The 21,940-nt window shown below is 49.1% G+C and carries 17 protein-coding genes; 15 read left to right on the top strand and 2 right to left on the bottom strand.

Features of this window, described 5'->3' with window-relative positions:
- Window positions 1-11 precede the first annotated feature (11 nt).
- From GCU39_RS20980 to GCU39_RS20960, 5 genes are all read left to right on the top strand, one after another.
- Window positions 12-980 (top strand): quinone oxidoreductase family protein, encoded by a 969-nt coding sequence (locus GCU39_RS20980; RefSeq protein WP_152395304.1) that lies wholly within the window; start codon window positions 12-14, stop codon window positions 978-980.
- 245 nt (window positions 981-1,225) lie between these two features.
- Window positions 1,226-2,857, top strand: coding sequence for an extracellular solute-binding protein (locus GCU39_RS20975; protein ID WP_152395303.1), 1,632 nt, complete (start codon window positions 1,226-1,228; stop codon window positions 2,855-2,857).
- A gap of 89 nt (window positions 2,858-2,946) precedes the next feature.
- On the top strand, window positions 2,947-3,912 hold the full coding sequence (locus GCU39_RS20970) for an ABC transporter permease (protein ID WP_152395302.1): 966 nt from the start codon (window positions 2,947-2,949) through the stop codon (window positions 3,910-3,912).
- A gap of 13 nt (window positions 3,913-3,925) precedes the next feature.
- Window positions 3,926-4,816, top strand: coding sequence for a carbohydrate ABC transporter permease (locus GCU39_RS20965; protein WP_152395301.1), 891 nt, complete (start codon window positions 3,926-3,928; stop codon window positions 4,814-4,816).
- 138 nt (window positions 4,817-4,954) lie between these two features.
- Window positions 4,955-6,772, top strand: a complete 1,818-nt coding sequence (locus GCU39_RS20960; RefSeq protein ID WP_193726574.1) for a sensor histidine kinase — start codon at window positions 4,955-4,957, stop codon at window positions 6,770-6,772.
- 47 nt (window positions 6,773-6,819) lie between these two features.
- Here GCU39_RS20960 and GCU39_RS20955 read toward each other — a convergent pair whose 3' ends face one another.
- A complete protein-coding gene (locus GCU39_RS20955; protein ID WP_152395299.1) occupies window positions 6,820-8,397 on the bottom strand; it encodes a response regulator in 1,578 nt (525 codons plus the stop codon).
- A 204-nt stretch (window positions 8,398-8,601) separates the two neighbouring features.
- Here GCU39_RS20955 and GCU39_RS20950 point away from each other — a divergent pair, with 204 nt between their 5' ends.
- The 4 genes from GCU39_RS20950 (at window position 8,602) to GCU39_RS20935 (ending at window position 15,782) form a co-directional block, all read left to right on the top strand.
- Window positions 8,602-10,089, top strand: a complete 1,488-nt coding sequence (locus GCU39_RS20950; protein ID WP_152395298.1) for a LamG-like jellyroll fold domain-containing protein — start codon at window positions 8,602-8,604, stop codon at window positions 10,087-10,089.
- Window positions 10,090-10,686: 597 nt separating this feature from the next.
- On the top strand, window positions 10,687-13,788 hold the full coding sequence (locus GCU39_RS20945; protein WP_152395297.1) for a copper amine oxidase N-terminal domain-containing protein: 3,102 nt from the start codon (window positions 10,687-10,689) through the stop codon (window positions 13,786-13,788).
- A gap of 189 nt (window positions 13,789-13,977) precedes the next feature.
- Window positions 13,978-14,910 (top strand): manganese-dependent inorganic pyrophosphatase, encoded by a 933-nt coding sequence (locus GCU39_RS20940; RefSeq protein WP_152397360.1) that lies wholly within the window; start codon window positions 13,978-13,980, stop codon window positions 14,908-14,910.
- A gap of 131 nt (window positions 14,911-15,041) precedes the next feature.
- Window positions 15,042-15,782: a tyrosine-protein phosphatase gene (locus tag GCU39_RS20935; RefSeq protein ID WP_193726573.1), complete on the top strand. Its 741-nt coding sequence runs from the start codon at window positions 15,042-15,044 to the stop codon at window positions 15,780-15,782.
- 63 nt (window positions 15,783-15,845) lie between these two features.
- Here GCU39_RS20935 and GCU39_RS20930 read toward each other — a convergent pair whose 3' ends face one another.
- Window positions 15,846-16,451 carry a hypothetical protein gene (locus tag GCU39_RS20930; protein ID WP_193726572.1) on the bottom strand — a complete coding sequence of 202 codons (606 nt, stop codon included), beginning with the start codon at window positions 16,449-16,451 and terminating at the stop codon, window positions 15,846-15,848.
- A gap of 202 nt (window positions 16,452-16,653) precedes the next feature.
- Between GCU39_RS20930 and GCU39_RS20925 the strand changes: the two genes are divergently transcribed.
- The 6 genes from GCU39_RS20925 (at window position 16,654) to GCU39_RS20900 (ending at window position 21,782) form a co-directional block, all read left to right on the top strand.
- Entirely contained in the window at window positions 16,654-17,160 is a 507-nt protein-coding gene (locus tag GCU39_RS20925; RefSeq protein WP_152395294.1) for a metal-dependent hydrolase, read from the top strand.
- A gap of 27 nt (window positions 17,161-17,187) precedes the next feature.
- Entirely contained in the window at window positions 17,188-17,676 is a 489-nt protein-coding gene (gene infC / locus GCU39_RS20920) for a translation initiation factor IF-3 (protein ID WP_152395293.1), read from the top strand.
- Between the two features lie 16 nt (window positions 17,677-17,692).
- Window positions 17,693-17,890, top strand: coding sequence for a YwbE family protein (locus tag GCU39_RS20915; protein WP_152395292.1), 198 nt, complete (start codon window positions 17,693-17,695; stop codon window positions 17,888-17,890).
- Between the two features lie 192 nt (window positions 17,891-18,082).
- On the top strand, window positions 18,083-18,883 hold the full coding sequence (locus GCU39_RS20910) for a CPBP family intramembrane glutamic endopeptidase (protein ID WP_152395291.1): 801 nt from the start codon (window positions 18,083-18,085) through the stop codon (window positions 18,881-18,883).
- A 54-nt stretch (window positions 18,884-18,937) separates the two neighbouring features.
- Window positions 18,938-21,169 carry an ATP-binding protein gene (locus GCU39_RS20905; protein WP_152395290.1) on the top strand — a complete coding sequence of 744 codons (2,232 nt, stop codon included), beginning with the start codon at window positions 18,938-18,940 and terminating at the stop codon, window positions 21,167-21,169.
- Window positions 21,159-21,782, top strand: coding sequence for a response regulator transcription factor (locus GCU39_RS20900; protein ID WP_152395289.1), 624 nt, complete (start codon window positions 21,159-21,161; stop codon window positions 21,780-21,782). The genes GCU39_RS20905 and GCU39_RS20900 overlap by 11 nt, the downstream gene beginning before the upstream one ends.
- Window positions 21,783-21,940: the final 158 nt, after the last annotated feature.

The following is a 21,940-nucleotide window of genomic DNA, read 5'->3' as shown; positions in this document are numbered from 1 at the left end:
GGGAAGCTAGTATGAGAGCATTGGTATTCGAACAATTTGGCGGACCAGAAGTCCTTCATTATACAGAGATTCCAGATCCGGCCCTCGATCCGGGCACAGTGGTTGTGCGAATGCAAGCGATTGGACTGAACTTCGCAGATGTCTATCGCAGACGAGGGAATTACCATCTGGCAGGGCAGCCGCCCTATATTCTCGGATACGAGGGAGCTGGAATCGTGGAGCGCGTCTCGGATGATGTGCAGGGGATTCGGCCCGGGGATCGAATGGCGTTCGCCGATGTGCCATATGCCAATGCGGAGCTGGTTCAAGTTCCTATGGATCGAGCAATTCCGATCCCACCTGATATCACCTTCGATCAAGCGGCATCCGTGCTGCTGCAAGGGATGACGGCCCATTACCTGGTGAATGACAGCTATGCGGTACAGCCTAGCGATGACATGCTCGTCCACGCAGCCGCAGGTGGTGTTGGGCAGCTCCTCATCCAATTGGGGACCAGCAAAGGAGCTCGTGTCTTGGGGCTGACCTCCTCAGCTGCCAAACGCGAGATCGCGCTGCAAGCAGGGGCGCATGAAGTTCTGCTGTATGAGACGGACTGGGTAGAGGAAGCCGTCCGTTGGTCGCAAGGGGGGAAAGGCGTTCGAGTCGCCTATGACTCCGTCGGTTCGACCTTAATGGATAGCTTCGCGGCGGTACAGATCAAGGGACATGTTGTGTTCTACGGTATGGCCGGTGGTGATCCGTCACCAGTTGACCCTCGGATGCTGATGGATTCGTCGAAGTCGTTAACCGGCGGCGATTTGTGGAATCATGTGACGTCGCGGGCAGATCGGATCCGGCGTGCCAACGCCTTGTTCGAAGAAATTCGCAAGGGCCGATTGCATCTCGAAGAGCCGAAGCGATTCGCTTTATCCGAAGGTGCGGAAGCCCATCGATTATTGGAGAGCCGTAGGAGTACGGGGAAAATATTACTTATACCGTAAACGCCATGAACGTGCAGCGTGCACGGGCCGAGAGAGGGAACTCTTTCGGCTCGTGCTTTTTTTTCTGCTCATAAGGGGCTTGTGTGGGGATTCCATAATTTAGACGGTCTTCTTCCATACATCGGAGGGTTGGATGAATTTCCGACTCCTTTACAATAAATAGTAGCGATAGACGAATGAGGCGATGCCTGAAGTCATCATTGTGAAATCGCTTACCTGAACAATCGAAAGGGGAGCTAGATCAAATGAAAAAATATGCTGCAATGCTTGTATCCCTCGTGATGGTGCTCGTATTACTGTCGGGATGCGGCGGTTCAAAGAAAGATGGAGAATCCGCTTCATCCGGTGAGGTTACGACATTTACGATGAACTCGACGACACCTAACGCCACATTTGATACACCTATCGGAAAAATCATTACAGAGAAGACGGGTGTGAAATTCGACTATATGACGGTTGTGGGCGGTTCGGATGAAGCGACTCAAAAGTATGACGTATGGCTCGCATCCGGCGACTTCCCGGACGTCCTCGCATTCAGTCCGGCTTCCATGGCCAAATACCGCGATGCTGGGGCCATTATTCCGCTTGAGGATTTGATCGACCAATACGGTCCGAACATTAAGAAGAAATTCGGCAAGTTCTATGATCTGCTGCGCGATCCGGACGGACATATCTACTCGATCTTCGCTCCTAATCTGATCGAGAAGGTGCCGAACGTGCAAGCCAGCTTCGTCGTTCAATACGCGGTGTTGAAGGAAGCTGGATATCCCGAGATCAAAACGCTTGATCAGCTATATACCATTTTGAAGGATTATGTGAAGAAGCATCCGAAAATGGACGGACAAGACGTCATTCCGTTCTCGAGTCCAGACCCGACAAGAACGTATATGAATGCGCCGATTGCGGCTGCTGGCCAACCGGACCATGGCGAATTCATCATCGACAAGGATCAGAACGTACATCTGGCGGTCACGGATCCGCTCACGAAAGATTACTATAAATTCTTAAACACATTAAATAAAGAAGGCATGCTCGATAAAGAGCTATTCAGCCTGACGTGGGAGAGCTTCTCTGCAAAAGCAGCGCAAGGCCGTATACTAGCAGGGTTCGTGCCGCAATGGATTATGGGGGGCATCGAGAATTCCTTGACGGCAGCAGGCAAGTTCGATCAATTATACGCGAAGTTCCCGATGCATATCCATGATGGCATTGAAGACCATACGAATACGATTACGCCGACGAACTCCACGAACAACTGGTCCATTACGAATAAAGTGAAAAATCCGGAGAAAATCATTCAATTCATCGATTATCTGTTCACGGATGAAGGCCAAGAGTTAACTGCATGGGGAATCGAAGGCAAACATTTCGAGAAGAAAGACGGCAAACGCGCCGTAACGGCGGACTACGCAAAACAACGCGCAGAGAACCCGACGGTGGACGCGCAAGAAGGTTACGGTTCATATTCGTGGTTCACGTTCGGTAACGGTTCTAAACTGGAAGATGGCGATTGGGGTACGCCGACGAATTCGGATACCGTCGAATCGTCTTATGCGCCGGCAACCAAAGAAGTATTAGCGAAGTACGGCAAGCAAGTATGGGCAGATTTCCTGCCAGCGCCAGAATATATCCCAGCCTATACGTGGCAGCTGAATGCGCCGAGCGAATATAAAGGGCTCTGGAAGAAGCTCGAGCAAGTGCTGTACCGCGGCGCACCACGCGTGATTTTGGCGGAAAATGATGCTCAGTTCGAATCGTCCTGGAATGAGCTTGTGACGCAGCTGGATCAAGCGGGACAGAAGAAAGCCGAAGAACTGTGGACGAAGACATGGAAGAACTATCTTGAGACTTACAACAAGGCAGTCGAATCGAAATAGCAGGAATGGGAGAGTCTGCCTGATCGAAATATCGACAGGCGGACTCTTGTCTATGATAGGCACGAAGTTCAATCAAGGGAGGGCTGAGGATGCAGCAAACCGTACAAAATCCGCCTCATACCGTAAAGAAAACACAGACCCAGCGTAGATCTTGGATTCGCCGATTAGGGAGCCAATATCAGCTCGTATTTCTATCGATACCTTTTGTCCTGCTCGTCATTCTGTTCAACTATGTTCCGCTCTGGGGATGGCTCGCCGCGTTTCAAGATTATAAGCCGTTCAAAGGGGTTACGGGCAGTGAGTTCGTAGGGCTGTCTAATTTCAAAGTGTTGTTCGCTGATCCGCATTTCCTCGTGGTGCTGCGCAACACGCTCGTAATGAGCGGGATGAGCCTGATTACCGGCTTCGTCGGAGCCATCACGCTGGCGTTACTCCTTAATGAAGTCCAGGTTCGCTGGTTCAAACGGATCGTGCAGACGGTCACGTATATTCCGCATTTCGTCTCCATGGTCGTTATCGCGAATATCGTACTGATGTTTCTCTCGCCCGACGGCGGATTTATTAATAATTTGCTGATGAATCTGGGGTGGATTGATAAGCCGATTTATTTTATGGGCAAAGGGGAATGGTTCTGGGTTATCCATACAATAACCGGCCTCTGGAAAGAGCTCGGTTGGAGCACAATCATCTACCTGGCTGTCCTCGCGGGCATTAATTCCGAACTGTATGAAGCGGCCGCGGTCGATGGGGCGAGTCGTCTGCGCAAGATGCTTCACATCTCCATTCCAGGGCTAATGCCAACAGCGACGCTTCTGCTCATTATGTCGGTAGGATCCTTAATCAATACCGGCTACGAATCGCAGATGCTCCTTGGCAACCCGCTCGTTATCGACTATTCGGAAGTGTTGGATCTGTATGCGTTGTCGGTCTCGTTCGGCGGCGGAGATTATTCCGTCGGGGTCGCGCTTAGTATGTTCAAGGGCTTTGTAAGTATCGTGCTCGTCGTCATGGTGAATTTTATCGCTCGCAAATTGAGTGATACGAGACTGTTCTAGGAGGGATACCGCGATGAATCCAAGACGAAGTGTACCTGATGTCACCTTTCAACTACTCAACTATGTATTGCTGTTCATCCTGGGCTTTGCAACGCTGTATCCGTTCTGGAATTTGCTCGCGATCTCATTCAATGATTCGCTGGATACGATGCGGGGACAGGTCTACTTCTGGCCCAATCAGTTCACGCTCAATAATTACGCGATCATATTTCAAAATGACTCCTTGCTCGGCGCAGCATTCCGCTCGATTGCCCGTACGGTGATTGGAACGGCGTTATCCGTCGGATGTACAACGATGCTCGCGTATACGTTATCACGTCGGGAATATTTGCTTCGCAAGCCGATCAATGTGATTTTGGTGGTGAGTATGTATGTGAACGGCGGTCTCATTCCGATCTATATGCTGATTAAGGATCTTGGCTTAACGAATACGTTCGCCGTCTATATCATTCCTGGGCTTATCGGTGTGTTTAACGTGATCATTATGCGCTCTTACTTTGACCAGCTGCCGGAGGCGCTCGTGGAGTCCGCACGGATTGATGGCGCGAGTGATATCGGCGTATTGTTCCGCATTATTATTCCATGCAGTTTGCCGGTGCTCGCGACGGTTACGTTATTCGTAGCGGTAGGTCATTGGAATTCGTGGTTCGATAACTATCTGTACAATAGTAAAGATAACCTTAGCTTGCTTCAATATGAGCTGATGAAAATTATGACGAAGTCGACGAGTGAAGTGACGAGCAACGCTCAGGCTGCGCTCAATCATGAGACGCTGCGTCAGACTTCGCCGCAATCGATTCGTGCGACGATGACGATTATCGTCACGTTCCCAATTCTGTTCGTCTATCCGTTCTTGCAGAAATATTTCATTCAAGGGATTACGGTAGGTGCGGTCAAAGAATAATCACTAATCATAGGCCCCTGGTATAGGCGTAAATTGCGCTATTGCCAGGGGTTTGGTGCAGATATAGAACTATTAAGTACTACTTCATGTGGTATGATGAACGGATGCGTGACACGGAGTCATCAGGAACTACTATCGATGAGAATACAGGGTGAGAATATGCGGATACGAACGAAATTAGTCATGGTGAACGCGCTGATCGCAACACTTCTGCTCGGATCCTTAACCTACGGACTCAGTGTCTATACGAGCAGGGCTTTTTATAATAAAACCGTACAGGATGTGCATTTCTCCGTCTCGCAGCTGGCGCAGAACGTGGATAATATGCTACTGTCGTATGAACAGCTGGTCGACTCCTTGTATTCGAATGTGGAGCTTCAGCATCGCTTCTTCATCCAATACCCGTCGCAGCTCGCGGCGCAGGAGGCGTATTTCAATTATTTTGTTCCCTTTACGAAATGGATCAAAGCGAACCATAACTTGATCCGGTTAACTGTCTATACGGACAACCCGACCTTTCAATTCGCGGACGTGAAGCTATTAGATCCGGAAATGATGAAGAGCGAATGGTATGACCGAAGCCTGAAGAGTGACATGGACATCTATAGTGAATGGATTTATAACGGCTATGACACCTTTTTCAAGCTGAAGACGTTCCGTTTGATTAAACGCATCAAGGTGGAATCGGACCATAACTTGTTCGTTGCGATCGATTTAAGCGAGAAGGAGCTGTACAATCTCACCAATTGGGAGAATCAGAACAAACGCTTCATGATGGTGCTGCCGAATGGGCAGATTGCGGTCGATAACTTCGATCAAGATCATCATATCAGGACGCTCTCGGATGAACCGGAGCTGGAGCAGGCGCTGAAGAATCAGGGCGACAGCTTTGAATATACAGATCCAGCTAGTGGGGATCGCTACTGGCTGTCGCAGCGTACGTTGCATTCCCGCGGCAGTGTCAAAGGCATGCGCATTCTCGTCATGACGCCGCTGGAAGAGTTGTCAGCGAATGTGCATGAGATGGAGCGTTTCGCCATTGTGTTGTGCGTCATTGCGATCGGGTTATCTGCGCTGCTCATCTATTCGAGCACGTCGCGGCTGACGAAACGGCTGATGACGCTCGCTAAGCATATGCAAAAGGTGGATGACGGTCGATTGACGGAACGGATGGCGGATACCGATGGACGGGACGAAATTAGTGTGCTGGGGACCAAGTTCAATAACATGATGGGGCGCATCGAGAATCTGATTTCCGATGTCTATGTAGCGGAGCTGAACCAGAAGGAGCTCGAGCTCAGGCGCAAAGAAGCGGAGATGTACGCGCTGCAGACGCAGGTGAACCCGCATTACTTGTTCAACACACTCAATGCGATTCGCGGCAATCTGCTCGAACGCGGGGATCGGGATAACGCCCGTATCGTCATGCTGCTCGCGGATTCGTTCCGCAATGTGCTGCGGCAAGCGGGACATCTGATTCCGCTCAAGGAAGAACGAAACATTGTAGAGACTTACCTGGAGATTCAGCGGTTTCGTTATGGGGAGCGAATGCAATATGAAATTGAGATGCCGGACGCGCTGCAGGAAGTGTTGATCCCAAGGCTCGCGCTGCAGACGATCGTCGAGAATGCTGTTATTCATGCCGTGGATCGCAGTAAGACCCCGATACGCATCCAGCTGGAAGCTCATGAAGAAGATGAGGAGAGCTATCGATTAACGGTCATGGACAATGGTCCAGGGATGACGGCAGAGCGGTTGGCGGAAGTACGCCTCCATATCGAGGAGCGCAGCGATTCCGAGGCGATGCATCTTGGCATTCGGAATACCCATCAGCGGTTGCTCTCAATTTATGGCGAGGATTATGGCGTGATGGTGAACAGTGAGCTGGGACTGGGAACGAAGGTAACGCTTCGACTTCGGAAATATCCGGTTCAAGAACATATGAAAGATGAATAAAGAAGAACGCCTCCCGTCCCTATAGGACGTTGGAGGCGTGTTTACGTTCATTTGGCTTGATTGCGATATTCATTGGCGCTGACGCCATACGTTTCCTTGAACTTCTTGTAGAACCAGTCGAGCTGCTTGTACCCGACGGATAAGGCGACCTCATAGACTTTCATGTCCGTGCTCGCGAGTAGATTACGGGCTTTGTTCATCCGAAGCTGCAGGAGATAGTCGTTGAAGGTGATCCCTTCGGACGACTTGAACAATTGGCCTAGATAGGCGGCGTTCATATGAATTTGCTCGGCGATGCTCTTCAAGCTGATCTGTTCGGAATAATGCGCTTCCACGATTTGCTTCAGTTCAAAGATGGGATTCGAAGGCTGCTTCCATTTGGCTGCCTCCAAGAAATCTACCCACTCTTCACCAGTCTGACGGGCAATTCGAATGAGCTGATCGAAATTGCGGCATGTGAGGATGCTTCGGTAGTATACAGCGGCTCTGTTGCGGAAGAATAGCTCCCCTTGTTCGCCGTATTGGCTTGCATTATGGTAGAGACCGACCATCCATTCGACGATGACAGACTGGACATCAGACTTGGACATCCCGTTGCGTTTCCAGATTTCCGCTTGATCATGAAGACGCTGCGTCGCGTATTCATTCTTCCCGTTCTTAATGGCCTCCAACATATCCGCGACGAATTGTCGATTCGCATCGCTGATATCGTCATTATCCATCTGCAGCGTCGTGGGGATAATGACAGATTGAGCTCCGAGCAAGAATTTGCGCTCCAGCGTTGCCAACGCACTTTGATAGGACACGTGTACCTCTGTCGGATGATGAACGAGAGTGCCTATGCCGAAGGTGAGCGGGATCTTCGTATATTTCAGTGAGGTATCGTGGTAAGAGCGCACGAGTTCGGCAATTTGGGTAAGCGATGCGTGACCAGAGGCGAGCACGAGACCGATGCGGCCCTGCTCATCTTCGAAGACGCCGCCTGCCGGCATGACGAGTTCCTCCAGCACGTTGCGTATGGCAAAGGTAGCGGTCTGCCATTCCCTTGCCGTCCAGCTTGAATCATCAAGATCAAGTGCATCCATCTCAACAGCTACGGCGGTCCATGTCGAGCTGGACGGCAGGGTGATGCCACAGGAACGGAGCATTCGATCTGTCTCTGCAAAAGGAATCCGCCCTTGCGCCCACTGCTTTATCGCGTCGTTCCGGATGGCTTGAATGCCGAGGATACGCTGCTTGTCCAGCATCCGATCGGATTCGATTTCGGTTTTTAATTTACGGACGAGGGTTAGCAGGTCTTCTTCTTTGACGGGTTTGAGCAAATAATCTTTGACGCCGAACTTGAGGCATTGCTTCACGTACTCAAATTCATCATAACCGCTAACGGCGACGGTCTGCGTATGGGGATAGGCGCGCAGCTCTTGTAGAAGCGTTAGACCGTCCATACCCGGCATCCGAATGTCACTGAGGACGACAGCATAGTTGTGTTGCTTGATCATTTCCAGCGCCTGGTCGCCATCGCTGGCTTCCCCTGCAATGCGGTAGCCTTCGCGTTCCCAGTCTATGGCATATTTCAATGCTTTGATCGCGCCAGGTTCATCATCAACGAGCAGTACATTGAGCACGTCGGTAGCCTCCAGATGTCGTATTTGCCCCTATTATAGACCGGATCTTCTGGTTAGAAAAGATTGGTTTTAGAAGATTTGTCATGGATGAAATGACCTGTAATTACAAGGGTTGTTCTCTATATTTACAACGGTTGAAGGATAGGATTCATGTGTTAAAATAGCGGTGACAATCGTTGTGAACGAGAAGGGCGGCAGATATATATGGTCCATTGGGATGATGAAGTAATCGGGAATGAAAATCCTCGTTGGCAAGTGACTTATGAGCACGCTGAGGCCGCGCGAGGCGAAGGGATACATGGGCAGGCGCTCGACTTCAGTATGAATGCTGCGATTCGTCGATCAATTGCACGGCAGAACCCATTGAGAGCGCACGCGGGAGACTTTACCGTCAGCGTATGGGTGAAAGGCGATCCGCTGCTTGAGTTCGGGCATCGATCCTATGATATTGTATCGGCGACGTATACGGAGGATGTCAGGGAAATAGGTTGGAAGCTTAGTGTTCAGCCGAGCGGCGCCTGGAGTTGGCGAATATTAGGTGAGGAATCCCATGTCTATGAACCAACGGCGGCGAGGCAATCGATTCGGGATGGCGCATGGCATTTGCTCGTATTTACTTACTCGTCACGGCAGCCGGAGATTCGGCTGTATTATGATGGATTGAATGTGGGGATTTACAGTGTATCACTGCCGCCGACTGGGGCGTGGAATCGGGCGGATACGCTGTGGATCGGGGGCGAGCCTCAGAACGATTGCGATCGAGAGACGTTCCCAGGTTGGATTGATGAGGTGTGGATGGACGATCGGGCATTGACGGCGGATGAGATCAGAGAGCGTTATCGGAAGTGCGGGGCTGTGGAACCGGCATTGGCGTTGGCCGAGGATGTATCTTCATTGAAGGTCATGACTTTCAACATCTGGAATGGCGGCCGCGAGATGGGCGCACAGATTGGCGTGCAGCGCGTGATTGATGTCATTCGCGATAGCGGTGCTGATGTCATCACGATGCAGGAGACGTACGGTTCCGGACCGATCATCGCTGACGCGCTGGGGTATTATTTCTACTTGCGCAGCTCGAATCTATCGATCATGAGCCGGTATCCTATTGGAGACACCTATCCTTACTATCAAGCGTTCCATTGTGGAGGCGCCCGGCTTCAGCTGAGCGAGGATCTGCATGTCAATGTGTTCTCGATCTGGCTTCACTACCTCGCGGATTATTGGGGTGAGCTATACCGCGATGCCGGGCGGTCGCAATCGCAATTGTTCGAGGGTGAGCAGGAACGGATGAAGGAGCTCGCGGAGATCATGAAGGCGTTGGCCCCGCTCGCTGCGAAATCGGAACAGGAACCGCTGCTCTTATGCGGGGACTTTAACAGCGGCTCGCATTTGGACTGGATCGAAGCAACGCGCTCGCTGCACAACGGGTATGTATTCCCGTTCCCACAGTCGATTGCGCTGGCGGAAGCGGGATATCGCGATACCTATCGCAAGGTGCACCCGGATCCGATGGCCGACCCATGCGTCACTTGGCCGGCGGAAGAACAGGGCGGATGCATCGGCGACCGCATCGACTACATCTATGCGCATGGCACGAAGCTGCAGCCGCAAGCGGCGCAGAAGATCAATACGCATGAGGTTCGTTATCCATCGGATCATGCGGCGGTGATGGTGGCGTTCGAGATTCGATAGTGGGCGCGTAGTGGCTGGGGGTGTCGCTTACGGTGAGGATCGGGGGATGGGTTGTAGTTCGCGTTCGCGTCTATGTTGGATTTCATCCAAGATAGCAGGTTTAATATCGGACATTCGGCGCACGAAAGTGGATTTATGCAGGATAGTAGGCTAGAATCCTCGCTTTTTGAGTCGAACTACGCAAAGTTACTACAAATATCCAGGATAGCTCGTGAATGGCGGACATAGAGGTGCAAGTTGTTGCGATAATCCAGGATAGCTTGCGAGTGGATGAGCAAAAATTTATCTCAAATAAAAATTGTAGCCAAGTAGGATGCATCACGTGTGCACCTCTTGGCTTTTTCTTGTTATTTCGTTGGTACTGTAAAAAGAGGCTCCCCCATTTAAAACATGCTAATTCGGGAAGTTGGAGAGCACAGGAACAAAATGATTTATGTCCGAATTTACCATGATCTGGTTCCCGCCTAATGGTAATCTTTATAAAAATGACAAATAATTTTCATGAAAATAGTGGAACTTTTACAGGGGGTTCTGCGTCAAACATCTTAGACCATGTTTCGACATGTCGTTTTGAAATGGGATTGGGAGGATGAGAAAGTGAGAAAGTTATTGTCTGTAGTACTAGCAGGTGCGTTGGTTGCTTCGTTCACGCCAGGAGCGAACGTCTTAGCAGCGCCTTCGAACTCTATTAGCATTTATATCGATGGGAATCAGTTGTATACAGATCAACCGCCTGTCACGATCGGGGGCAGAACGCTGCTGCCGCTGCGGGCGATTTTCGAAGGATTGAGTGCGAGCGTCGAATGGAATGAGCGAACGAAAGTCGTAACGGCCAAACGCGACGACACGACTGTCGTGCTGAAGTTAGGATCAAAGACGGCGACTGTCAATGGACAGACGGTTGCATTAGATGTTCCGGCGCAGAGCGTTAAGAACCGTACGATGGTTCCGGTTCGATTCGTGAGTGAAGCGATGGGCGAAGAGGTGGATTGGAATCCATCGTCCAAAGCGGTAAATATTAAGACATCAACCGGCGGCGTAAGCGCAGTGCCGTATGTCTCTGCACGTATTAATGGACAGAATGGGGACGGACGCGATATCGAAGTGAGCTTCTCCAAGGTTTCCAAAGAGTCGAACGTGGATCATTACCGCGTAATGCTCGTGAAGTCGGAGAAATCCAACTATTTCACGACATCGACGGCACAATCCGTATCCTCGAGAAATTATACGACAGTGCTGGGTACTGGCGGGGACCAATATATCTCTCTCACTTCGCAGACGCTAGATGTGGATGGTGATTTAATCCGTGCGAATCAATCGTATGTTGCTTATGTGCTCACGGTGAGCAAGAGCAATCAATACGCGCTCTCCAGCGGCTCTCAGAAGGTTACGGTAACGGCAAGTACGCCGGTATCGTCCGTGACGAACGTGAAAGCAAGCGATGTGAGCGATTATGGCGATGGACGCGATCTCTATGTTAGCTTCACGAAGCCGGACAACGAGGCAAACATTGCGAACTATCGCGTTCTCGTGGTGAAGACCAAAGACGCATACAAATTTGATCTGACCGCTGCGAATGCCGTATCCTCGCAAAATTCTACCTTGGTAGATAAATCCGGGAAGAACGTATCGACGACACTCAGCTCCAATGCGCGCGATACATCCGGCGAATATATTAAAGACGGCGTGCCGTACACCGTGTACGTACTAGCGGAAGGCAGCAATTCGAAGACTGCGAATCGCTTGTCGACAGCATCGACATCGATTACGCTGGGCAGCACCGTGGGTTCACCAGTCATTACAAGCGTTGCCGACGTGAACAACTATAATGACGGTCGCGACCTGCAAGTAAGCTTCAACAAATCGGCGAACGAGTCAAAAATCAGCCATTACCGCATTTTCGTCGTACGTGTTCGCGATGGGCTGAACTTCACGCAATCCGAGGCGAATGCCGTCGCTTCCGGCAGATACTATGACGTTGCGAAGACAGGCTACAATATCGTCACGACGCTGCCGTCCAACGCAAAAGAAGTGAACGGTTCTTACATCGGCAATGGCGAAGACTACCGCGTCTACGTCATGGCAATCTCGAGCGATAAGAACGCTTATAACAATGCATTATCTTCGTCATCATCGACGATTCGCCTATCGAATAACGTCGGAGCGGGCGCAACAAATGTTAGTGCGAGCGACGTTAGCGACTATAACGATGGCCGCGACATGTCTGTATCGTTCACGCGTGCGACAGACGAATCCAATATCAACCACTACCGGATCATGGTCGTCAAATCTTCGGATGCAAGCCGATTCAGCTTATCCGATGCGAATCGAGTATCGAGCTCCTATTACACGTCCGTTAGCAAAACAGGACGCAACATCAGTACGAACCTGGCTTCCAATGCGCGTGACGTGGACGGCGCGTTGATCCGCAACGGCGTCAATTACCAAGTGTTCGTATTAGCTGTAGGGAACTACGGCGATAACACATTATCGAATGCATCTTCGACGATTCGCCTAGCGGATAATTACAATATTACCGCGCCAACGTATGTCGTAGGTGCTGACGTAGCGGACTACAACGATGGACGCGATCTGCAGGTGGTATTCAACCGTTCGAACGATGAATCCAACATTGATCACTATCGCGTGATGGTTGTGAAGTCCGGCAGTGCGTCGAACTTCACACTGTCTCGCGCAAGCTCTATTTCGAGTTCAAACTATACGTACGTAAGCAAGACAGGCGGCAACTATAGCTTGACGCTTGATCGTAATGCGCGTGATGTAGATGGCGCAGCCATTCGTAACGGCGTTTCATATCGGATCTTCGTGCTGGCTGTAGGGCGAGGCAGTTATACTGGTAGCTATGCATTATCTCCGTTCTCTTCGGAAATTACGCTTGCAACGAACGTAACGATTGACGGCGCATCGAACGTGACAGGCAATGTCGTGAACAATCAAAGCGGTGGCAGCGACATTGAAGTGACCTTCACGAAATCGTCCAATGAGACGAACGTGGCGGAATATCGCATCATGTTCGTGCCGGTAGATTTGGCCAGCAGCTTCAACTTATCGGCAGCCAATGATGTGAATGCATCGAATTATACAAGAGTTACGAAGCAGAACTCGAACATCAGACAATTGATATCGGATCAAACGCGAGATGTGAGAGGCAACCAATTGATCAAAGGGGTACCTTACCGCGTATACGTGCTTACGACGGCGGATAGTAGAATTGGCGCGATTAACGTGCTGTCTGCTTCTTCCAAAGATTTCACGCTAGTTGATCAGTCGGTTCCGGCAGTAGGCAAAGTATACAGCAACGTTGAAGCAGACGGACAATCGGTTCGAGTAACCTATGATCGCGCAGCCAACGAGAGCAACATTGCGTACTATGAAGTGATGCTGGTACCAGTGAACAGCAACTGGAACTTATCCGTGGCGAACCAAGTCAGTCCAGCCAACTATAAAATCGTCAATCCTGGAGGCAACTCCGCTACACTAACGATGGCGGATAACGATGCTTTTGGCAACAAACTTGTCTATGGCGTCGAGTACCAGGCTTACGTGTTGTCGGTTGCGAACGGAAAAGTCGTGTCAATAAACAACTTATCCACTTCTTCCAATGGTTTTAAGTTCGTGATGCCAACTAATCCGAACTCGACTCCTATTCCTGATCCGGTGAATCCACCGCAATCATAATAATAATCACAACAAAAGAGCCGAGCCAATCGGCTCTTTTGCATGATTACCTCAATCCTATCAATCTCACAAATTATTCCTATTAAAGGGATTGGAATATAAGATGATTCACGTTATAATCTTGATTGTAATGGAAGTGGTACGTTATACTTTGAACATAATAAAATTCGATCAATAAGGAGTACGATGATGGAAAAAGTATTGATTTTCGGACACAAAAATCCTGATACGGATACGATTTGCTCTGCAATTGCTTATGCTGACCTTAAGACGAAGCTAGGCGCGAACGTTGAGCCTGTACGTCTTGGCGAAGTGAATGGCGAGACAGCATATGCACTGAAGCATTTCGGAGTGGAAGCTCCTCGTCTAGTGGAAAATGTGGCGGATGAAGCGAAGGAAGTTATTCTCGTCGACCATAACGAACGCCAACAAAGTGCGAACGACATCGAGAAAGTGCGCGTGATCGAGGTCATCGACCATCACCGTATCGCGAACTTCGAGACAAGCGGTCCGCTCTACTACCGTGCTGAGCCAGTAGGCTGCACAGCGACGATTCTCAATAAAATGTACAAAGAGAACGGTATTGCCATCGACAAGAAAATCGCTGGATTGATGTTGTCCGCGATTATTTCGGACTCTTTGCTGTTCAAATCTCCAACGTGCACGGCGCAAGACGTGGCAGCAGCGCGCGAGCTTGCTGAAATCGCTGGTGTAGACGCAGACAGCTACGGTCTTGAGATGTTGAAAGCCGGTGCAGACCTTAGCGACAAGACGATCGCGCAACTGATCTCTCTGGATGCGAAAGAATTCCAAATGGGTAGTGCGAAGGTTGAAATCGCACAAGTGAACGCGGTAGACGTGAACGATGTTCTTAGCCGCCAAGTCGAGCTGGAAGCAGCACTGAACACAATCATCGCGGATAAAGGATTGGATTTATTCCTACTTGTGGTAACAGATATCTTGAACAATGATTCCGTTGGTCTTGCGCTCGGCTCCTCGGCTCATATTGTTGAGAAAGCCTACAATGTCACATTGTCGGATAACAAGGCTGTCCTTAAAGGTGTTGTATCCCGTAAGTCGCAGATCGTACCTGTATTGACAGACACATTCAACGCGCAATAATTCAACGACCAATAAAATAAGCGGTCATGCTCTCGAGGGGAACTTCGGCGCATGGCCGCTTTTTTGGTTCGACCTGCAAAATGATGTATAATACATCTAAATAATCGTATGTGGAAACGGAGATGAATGTTATGCAACACGTGACAGAGAAGCAACGATATATTGAGTTAAGCGGTGCGGCGAATGTTCGCGACATTGGTGGCTACAGGACGCAGAATGGACAAGAGACGGCTTGGCATCGTGTGCTGCGGGCGGACAGCTTGCATCAACTAACGGCCGAGGATAAGCAGACGCTTCGAGAACTCGATGTACGCCATATCATTGATCTTCGGTTTGAGCAAGAGTTGGCTCAGGCGCCGAACGTCTTCGCGGACGGCAGCGAAATCAAATACGACAGTGTATCGCTCGTCACAGGGAATATGGGGATCAGCATCGAGCATCTGCCGAAGAGTCTAGCCGAGATGTATATCGGGATGATCGACGAATCCCAGGAAGCGATACGTAGGGTCATACAGATCATCGCCTCGGTAGATGGAGGTGCCGTACTCTATCATTGCACGGCAGGTAAGGACCGTACAGGGGTCATTTCTGCGCTGCTTCTAGCACTTGTCGGCGTACCGAAGGATATCATCGCCGCAGACTACGCCTTGACTGCAGCTCGGCTAGAGTCTATCATGCCAGCGCTGCGGGCACATCGCCCAGCCGCGCTAACCGTAGAGCAATATGAGGTGCTAATCGGCATTGAGCCGCAAGCGATGTTCGATACGCTAAACCATCTGGATTCGAAATACGATGGGACGGAAGCATACCTGCGTACGATTGGTGTGACGGAGAATGAGATCGAAGCATTGAAGCGCCGGATGACGGCTTAACGCTCATAAGACGCAACAAGGGGAACATCGCGGACATTGTGTCCGTTCATGTTCCCCTTGCTGCTATTGATCCTCGAACCGCAATGTGAAGATGAGTGCTGCTTCGAGTCGTTGTAAAGATTCAGGCGAGAAATCTGCCGTTCGTATCATATTGTTGCTCGTAGCTTGCATCCCCCATACATGAATGGGCCCATTAGTAGAAAATGTCCGTGGTTCGGCATAATCGATCAATCCACGAGCAGATAACTTACTATCCCACGGCGTTGTAAATGTCGTGGCGGTATATCCCGCGTCATGCTGGATACTGACTTTAATTTTATTCACGCTTTTTTGTGACGCATCAAAACTCGTATCTGTGTCAATTGAGATGATAATGTCCACTTCACGGTTTTCTTCATTACTCGGACTAAAGAACAAATCCCCGATAGACCCGGAGGAAGCCGCTTTCTTACCGTCTTTCCATACATCGATATCCAGGCTTGCTTTTGGTCTTTTCCCATCGTAGCGTAATTTGAATGCGCCGGACATGTTGCCTAGGAATGGCTTGAATTTCGCTGCGCTGCCGCTGAACAAGTCGACAGGTGTTAATGTGATGGTGGCGAGCGCCTCCTTGTTAACAGGTGTACGCTTACCGGGGTCTGATGCACAGCCTGTTAATATAAGCATCAAGATAAGAACACATGTTAGGTACCGCATATCCTCACCTCTCTCCGTCATATTTTACCATTTGATGTTAATCATTTCTATGAATTATTCGACTTGCATCACTTTTTCCAATATAGTCTCGCCGTGCGATCATATGTTTGCTATAATGAAGTACTCCGTCAGGAGAATACAATACATCATAGTAGAAAAAGCGGAGGATCGATTTATGCTTCAGAAAACACACAGCCTTGCCGGCGTGCTGGCCGCTGAAGGGGTTATGATTTATTTTGGGCAGCCCCTCGTCTCGTGGGAGTCAGGTGTCGCGCTGCTAATTGGCTGCCTTGCCGGGCCGCTTGCGGACATCGACAAGAAAGGATCGACAATGGCCAAAGTCTTCTTGCCCTTATCTTACTTGCTGCAATTCCTTGGCGTGAAGCATCGCACATTGACGCATTCGATCTTAATGCTCATTGCGCTCGGATTTCTTTTATCGCCGCTGCCAGACTTTTTCTATTGGACCTGTCTCTTAGCGTATGCCTCTCACCCCCTTATCGACTTATTGAATGAACAGGGTGTGGCGCTGCTATGGCCGTGGAAGAAGAAATTCCGGATTCTGCCGAGGTTTATGGCGATCGATACGGGGTCTTTTGGCGAGAGTGTATTCTGTTTGATTTTGCTGGTTGCGGTCATTGTCATTCCAATCGTATATTTATTGCCACAGGGTATGCTATAACAGAATGAGGAGTTGGGAGGATAGAACATGATTACAAATGAGCAAATCAAAGCATCGGAAGTGCAGCTCACGGGTGTTAATGGCGAGGATCTTGGCATCGTGGCAACCGCCGAAGCGCTTCGGATGGCAAGAGACTTGAAGGTTGATCTCGTCTGTCTCTCGCTCATGTCGAGCCCGCCGCCATGCAAGCTCGTGGCGAAGAACGTACATAAGCAGGAGAAGAATAAGGCGAAGCAGCAAGAGCGTAAGGCGTCAGCCCCTGTCAAAGTCAAAGAAATTCGCGTGACGGCGGCGATCGAGGAGCATGACTACGATACGAAGAAACGTCAAGCAGAACGGCTGCTCCGTGCAGGAAACAGTGTACAGTTAACCGTGCTCGTGGATCGCAAGCAGACAGACCCGGCGAAGCGGGTTGCGGAGGACATGGTTCGCGATTTGTCCGATTCTGGCCAGCTCGAGCGCGGGATTCAAGTCAGCGGCAAGCAAGTGATTGCTATCATCAAGCCAAGCGTTTAAGAAGGAAGTGACAGCAGTGAGTGGACAGCTACGCGCGAATATTCGCCCGGGTCTCGAAGTGGAAATCGTGTTGAAACAAGATCAGCGGACAGGTGCTTTGACAGCAGGCACGGTGAAGGACATACTAACCAATTCCCCACAGCATCCGCATGGGATTAAGGTACGGCTTACCAGTGGACAAGTGGGTCGCGTGAAGAACATACTATCGAAGTAAGACATGGAGGAGCATCGACCGAAGAGGTCGATGCTCTTTTTTATTTAGAAGCATGTTATCTTTTGCGGGATCACGCAAAAGATGCTGCGTCGTTCCACCGAAATCATGCGAAACATACAGATTCACCAATCTACTGCGTATGTTATTTTTGATGTGCAATGACTTACTTTAATAGATTGGAGCGAATAATCTATGCATGCATTTTACCAGAAGGCTAAGAACTTTTTTAATCTACAGGATCCCGAGTATGTAGCCTTTCTACGGAAATACGAAGCCAAAGGGAAGAAGCAGATTTCCTTTTATTTAATGCTTGCTCTACTGCCGGGAGTTCTAACCTACTTTTTTGTTTACTTCCTCAGAGAGCCGTTCATGGCGCTTACGGGTCTATCCAGCCATTACACGCAATTTGTCATATTGGCGATTATGGCGGCGGTATGGCATACCTTTTTCCCGTTCGCGATGCTGAAGTTTGTCGACAAACTCACCTTTAAGGAATCTCTGCGGTATCTCGGCTTTACGAGGCTTGATTTACGCGGGCTACTGATTGTGTTCCCCATTATCACCATCGTCTTTACGTTGATCTCCCTGCCGTATATGAAATTTATTTTTCCGCCCTTGCATGAGTTTCTAAACGGTCTCCCGTTCTTTCACATGGGAGAGTGGCATATTTGGAAGCAGGGTTATTATGATTTTCCTTGGTACTTGCTGGTGATCGGGTTATTCGGGAATTTTGTGGGCGAAGAAATCTATTTCCGAGGTTATCTTTTGCGAAAAGTAGGATCTCTTAAATTCGATTGGCTCATCATTGCGGTATTGTTCCAGATTTATCATATGTGGCAAGCGCCACAGAATTGGGCATTCATTCCATTCTCGATCTTTATTCCAGAGGAAATTCTGGTGAAGCTCCGCAAAAATATTTATGGTGCGATATTATTCCATATTTTCGTTAATGTCGTTTGGGGCATCATTACGTTCAAACTCGTCGGCGTATAATCCACAGTTTTCTTTAGGTGGGAAAACATAGTAATCTATACGCAGGTGATCTGAATGAAAAAGGTAAACATAAAACATCATATTTTCGTATTTCTCGCGCTTCTTTTCTTTTTATTCGCCGCGTGCTATGTACATTGGCAATCGTTCCATTATCCTTATATTGGCGTTGGTCTGGAGCATGAAGAGGACAAGTGGCGAGTGTCAAGGATCGAGCCCGGCGGAAAAGCCGAGGAACTAGGGATCATCTTGGGCGACGAGCTGGTTGCCTTGGATGGGAAGTCATTAAAGAGTAGGTCAGCGGCAATGATAGCCGATTTGAATCAGGTGAGGACCTTTACGTTCCTGCATCAGGGGCAAGAGGTCAGCGGGAAGATCGATTCGCAAGATCGGTATAAACAGTACTTCGCCATCGGCGTTGAGTTGCTGCTTGTTGGTATCGGATGTTTTGCGTATTTTAGGAAGCCTGAGTCGCATCTGATCCGCAAGTTTTTTACTCTGAATATGGTGCTTGCTTGGATTATTCTAACGATCTATTCGACGGAACTTCTCCTATCGAATGTCTTCTTGGCCGCATGTTCGATCTGGATTTCTTATCTGCTCCTTGAGCTGTTTGTTCAACTCATATTTACGATAAGTCCAGTAGTTCACAAGCTTTTTGCAACGTCTAGGGTCATGCTGGCATGCTTTACACTGTATACGTTATCGATGATCTTACGGGGTCAGATTCCTGGTTGGATTCGGGATGTCGTTCTCGTCCAATTGCTGCTAAGCATTGGAGTTATACTCGTCGTTGGAAGAGTTCATTGGAAACGCTTGGATCGAACTCGCCAGAATTATTTGTTGATCTTGATTACGGGCATTTTTATCAGCTTCTTACCGTTTCTGTTCTTGTACGCAATCCCTGACCTGCTGGCATTACGTTACCTGCTGGCACCCGAATATGGGCTGATTGGGTTGGTTCCATTCTCTGCGACGATGATGTATATCTTAATCAAGCAGCGAATGGCGGATATGAGGTTGTATATTCCGCGGATTTATATCCACACCTTATTTATTGCAGGCGTGTTCGTTGTTTATTTATGCGCTACAGCCTTTGGATGGTCGCCTCTTGTCTTTATTAGCTTCATACTCGTCTACACGGGAGGTTATCAGTGGGCGCTGAAGTGGGCTCACCATAAGATCCATGGCAGGCAAGAATGGCTGGAGAAGGAGAAGCTTAAACTCTCCATTCAACTAACCGAGAAGCAGAATAATCGAGAGCTGATGGTGGCATTTGCGGAGATGATTCAAGACGTGATCAACGTAGATGGCTTGTGCATCATGTGGAGCGATGGTCATCACAGGCTGGCCTATTGCACGGGAGTCTATCAGGGGACGGAAGAAGTCCTCCAAGCCGAGGATGGGAGCGAGGATAGGCTGCAGCAGAGATATTCATTCAGCAAGGTGCTGCGTATCGCGGAAGGAGACTATGTATGTCTTGGGCAGAAGAGTAATCATACGTCGATCTCTGCAGAAGAGCTTCAGTTTCTAGAGAAAGTAACTCGGGATGTGTCCCAGTTGTTACGGAATGCGCAAGTTCTCTCCGATTTGCAGCAGCATTATCGATCGAGTACAGAGAACCTGAAGACGGATTATGTACTCTTAGAAGCGCATCAATCTGAACGGATCCAGACTTCTTACTTTTTGCACGACCACATCTTGCAGAATCTTATATTTCTATCTCGGGATCTGGAGGAGCTGCATGAATCGAGTGTAGTTCATCGGCCAAAGGTGAAGTTGTGGCTGCAATGCGTGTATGATTCACAGCGCGAAATTCGCCTCCTCTGCGATCAACTTCATCCGCATATCGTGGATAAGACCGATTTGAAGGAAGCCGTGCAGTGGTTGATTCGATCCATGCGAGATCGAGCCGAGCTCGACATCAAATTTCAATACAAGCTTTCTCCTGATCTGGTGCTGCCAACTATCGTGAAAACCAATGTATTTCGAATCATTCGCGAATTGATTAACAATACCGTGAAGCATGCCCATGCCACAACATTGACGCTCGATATATGGACCTTTAGAAATGTACTTCATGTCCGGGTGGAGGATGACGGTACAGGCTTTGACGTTGCAGAATTAGGCAGGCATAACAAGGGTCAGCATCACTTCGGGTTGGTATCGATCCATCATCAAGTCGCGTATTTGGGTGGAGACTTGGATATTCATTCCGAGATTGGAGCAGGCGTATCAGTTCATATTGGTGTACCCTTATTGATGGAGGCGCATGACCATGTTGGATAAAATTAAAGTGATCTTGCTCGATGACCATCCCTTAGTGATGGAAGGGTTAAAAAACAGGATCAACGAGGAAGAAGATCTGCTTGTCATAGGGGCGTTCACGGACCCTCGAGAGATCATGCATGAGGTAGAGAAGCTTGAGCCAAGTGTCATCGTCATGGATATTTCGATGCCGCATATGGATGGATTTGAAGTCGCTAAGCGGTGTAAGGAGAGGTTCGGCATATCGCTAAAAATTATTATGTTGTCCGGCTACACTTATGAGGAATTTTATCAGAAAGCATACGATGTTGGCGTTCATGCTTATTTGTCCAAGCAAGCGACTTACCCAGAGATTATCAACGCGATCCGGCAAAGTGTATTAGGGTATATTATGATATCTGAAAAAATGCGAACAGGCATAAGGCAAGATCAACTGACCGCTACGGAACGGGAAGTGCTTGAGCTCATTGCGCAAGAAATGAATAATCAGGAAATCGCGAATCGGCTTGCGATGAGCAAGCGAACCGTGGAATACCACATTGCATCGATTACGGGAAAATTCGGCGTCAAGACGCGCATTGGCGCGGTGGTTAAAGGTTATGAATTAGGTTTGCTGCTGTCGTCCAAGGCATAATCTCACTGCTGCAGCGGGAAAAAGAGGTGAAGGTGATCCTTCACTTCTCTTTTTTTTGACCGAAGTGATAGAAATGTTGTTGATCCTAGCGCAAATTTACGATAACATCATAAAGAAACAAACATAAACAACAAGAAACAACATAAATAAATAATAAT

The sequence above is a fragment of the Paenibacillus guangzhouensis genome (genome assembly GCF_009363075.1).
GTDB classification, from domain to species: Bacteria; Bacillota; Bacilli; order Paenibacillales; family Paenibacillaceae; genus Paenibacillus_K; species Paenibacillus_K guangzhouensis.
Note: the sequence above shows the minus strand (reverse complement) of the source record. Positions and strands in the feature narration are given on the sequence as shown.

What these genes read in the sequence shown, in the direction of transcription:
- GCU39_RS20980 (WP_152395304.1), top strand. Translation starts at nt 12, where the DNA reads ATGAGAGCATTGGTATTCGAACAATTTGGCGGACCAGAAGTCCTTCAT.
- GCU39_RS20975 (WP_152395303.1), top strand. Translation starts at nt 1,226, where the DNA reads ATGAAAAAATATGCTGCAATGCTTGTATCCCTCGTGATGGTGCTCGTA.
- GCU39_RS20970 (WP_152395302.1), top strand. Translation starts at nt 2,947, where the DNA reads ATGCAGCAAACCGTACAAAATCCGCCTCATACCGTAAAGAAAACACAG.
- GCU39_RS20965 (WP_152395301.1), top strand. Translation starts at nt 3,926, where the DNA reads ATGAATCCAAGACGAAGTGTACCTGATGTCACCTTTCAACTACTCAAC.
- GCU39_RS20960 (WP_193726574.1), top strand. Translation starts at nt 4,955, where the DNA reads ATGAGAATACAGGGTGAGAATATGCGGATACGAACGAAATTAGTCATG.
- GCU39_RS20950 (WP_152395298.1), top strand. Translation starts at nt 8,602, where the DNA reads ATGGTCCATTGGGATGATGAAGTAATCGGGAATGAAAATCCTCGTTGG.
- GCU39_RS20940 (WP_152397360.1), top strand. Translation starts at nt 13,978, where the DNA reads ATGGAAAAAGTATTGATTTTCGGACACAAAAATCCTGATACGGATACG.
- GCU39_RS20935 (WP_193726573.1), top strand. Translation starts at nt 15,042, where the DNA reads ATGCAACACGTGACAGAGAAGCAACGATATATTGAGTTAAGCGGTGCG.
- GCU39_RS20925 (WP_152395294.1), top strand. Translation starts at nt 16,654, where the DNA reads ATGCTTCAGAAAACACACAGCCTTGCCGGCGTGCTGGCCGCTGAAGGG.
- infC (WP_152395293.1), top strand. Translation starts at nt 17,188, where the DNA reads ATGATTACAAATGAGCAAATCAAAGCATCGGAAGTGCAGCTCACGGGT.
- GCU39_RS20910 (WP_152395291.1), top strand. Translation starts at nt 18,083, where the DNA reads ATGCATGCATTTTACCAGAAGGCTAAGAACTTTTTTAATCTACAGGAT.
- GCU39_RS20905 (WP_152395290.1), top strand. Translation starts at nt 18,938, where the DNA reads ATGAAAAAGGTAAACATAAAACATCATATTTTCGTATTTCTCGCGCTT.
- GCU39_RS20900 (WP_152395289.1), top strand. Translation starts at nt 21,159, where the DNA reads ATGTTGGATAAAATTAAAGTGATCTTGCTCGATGACCATCCCTTAGTG.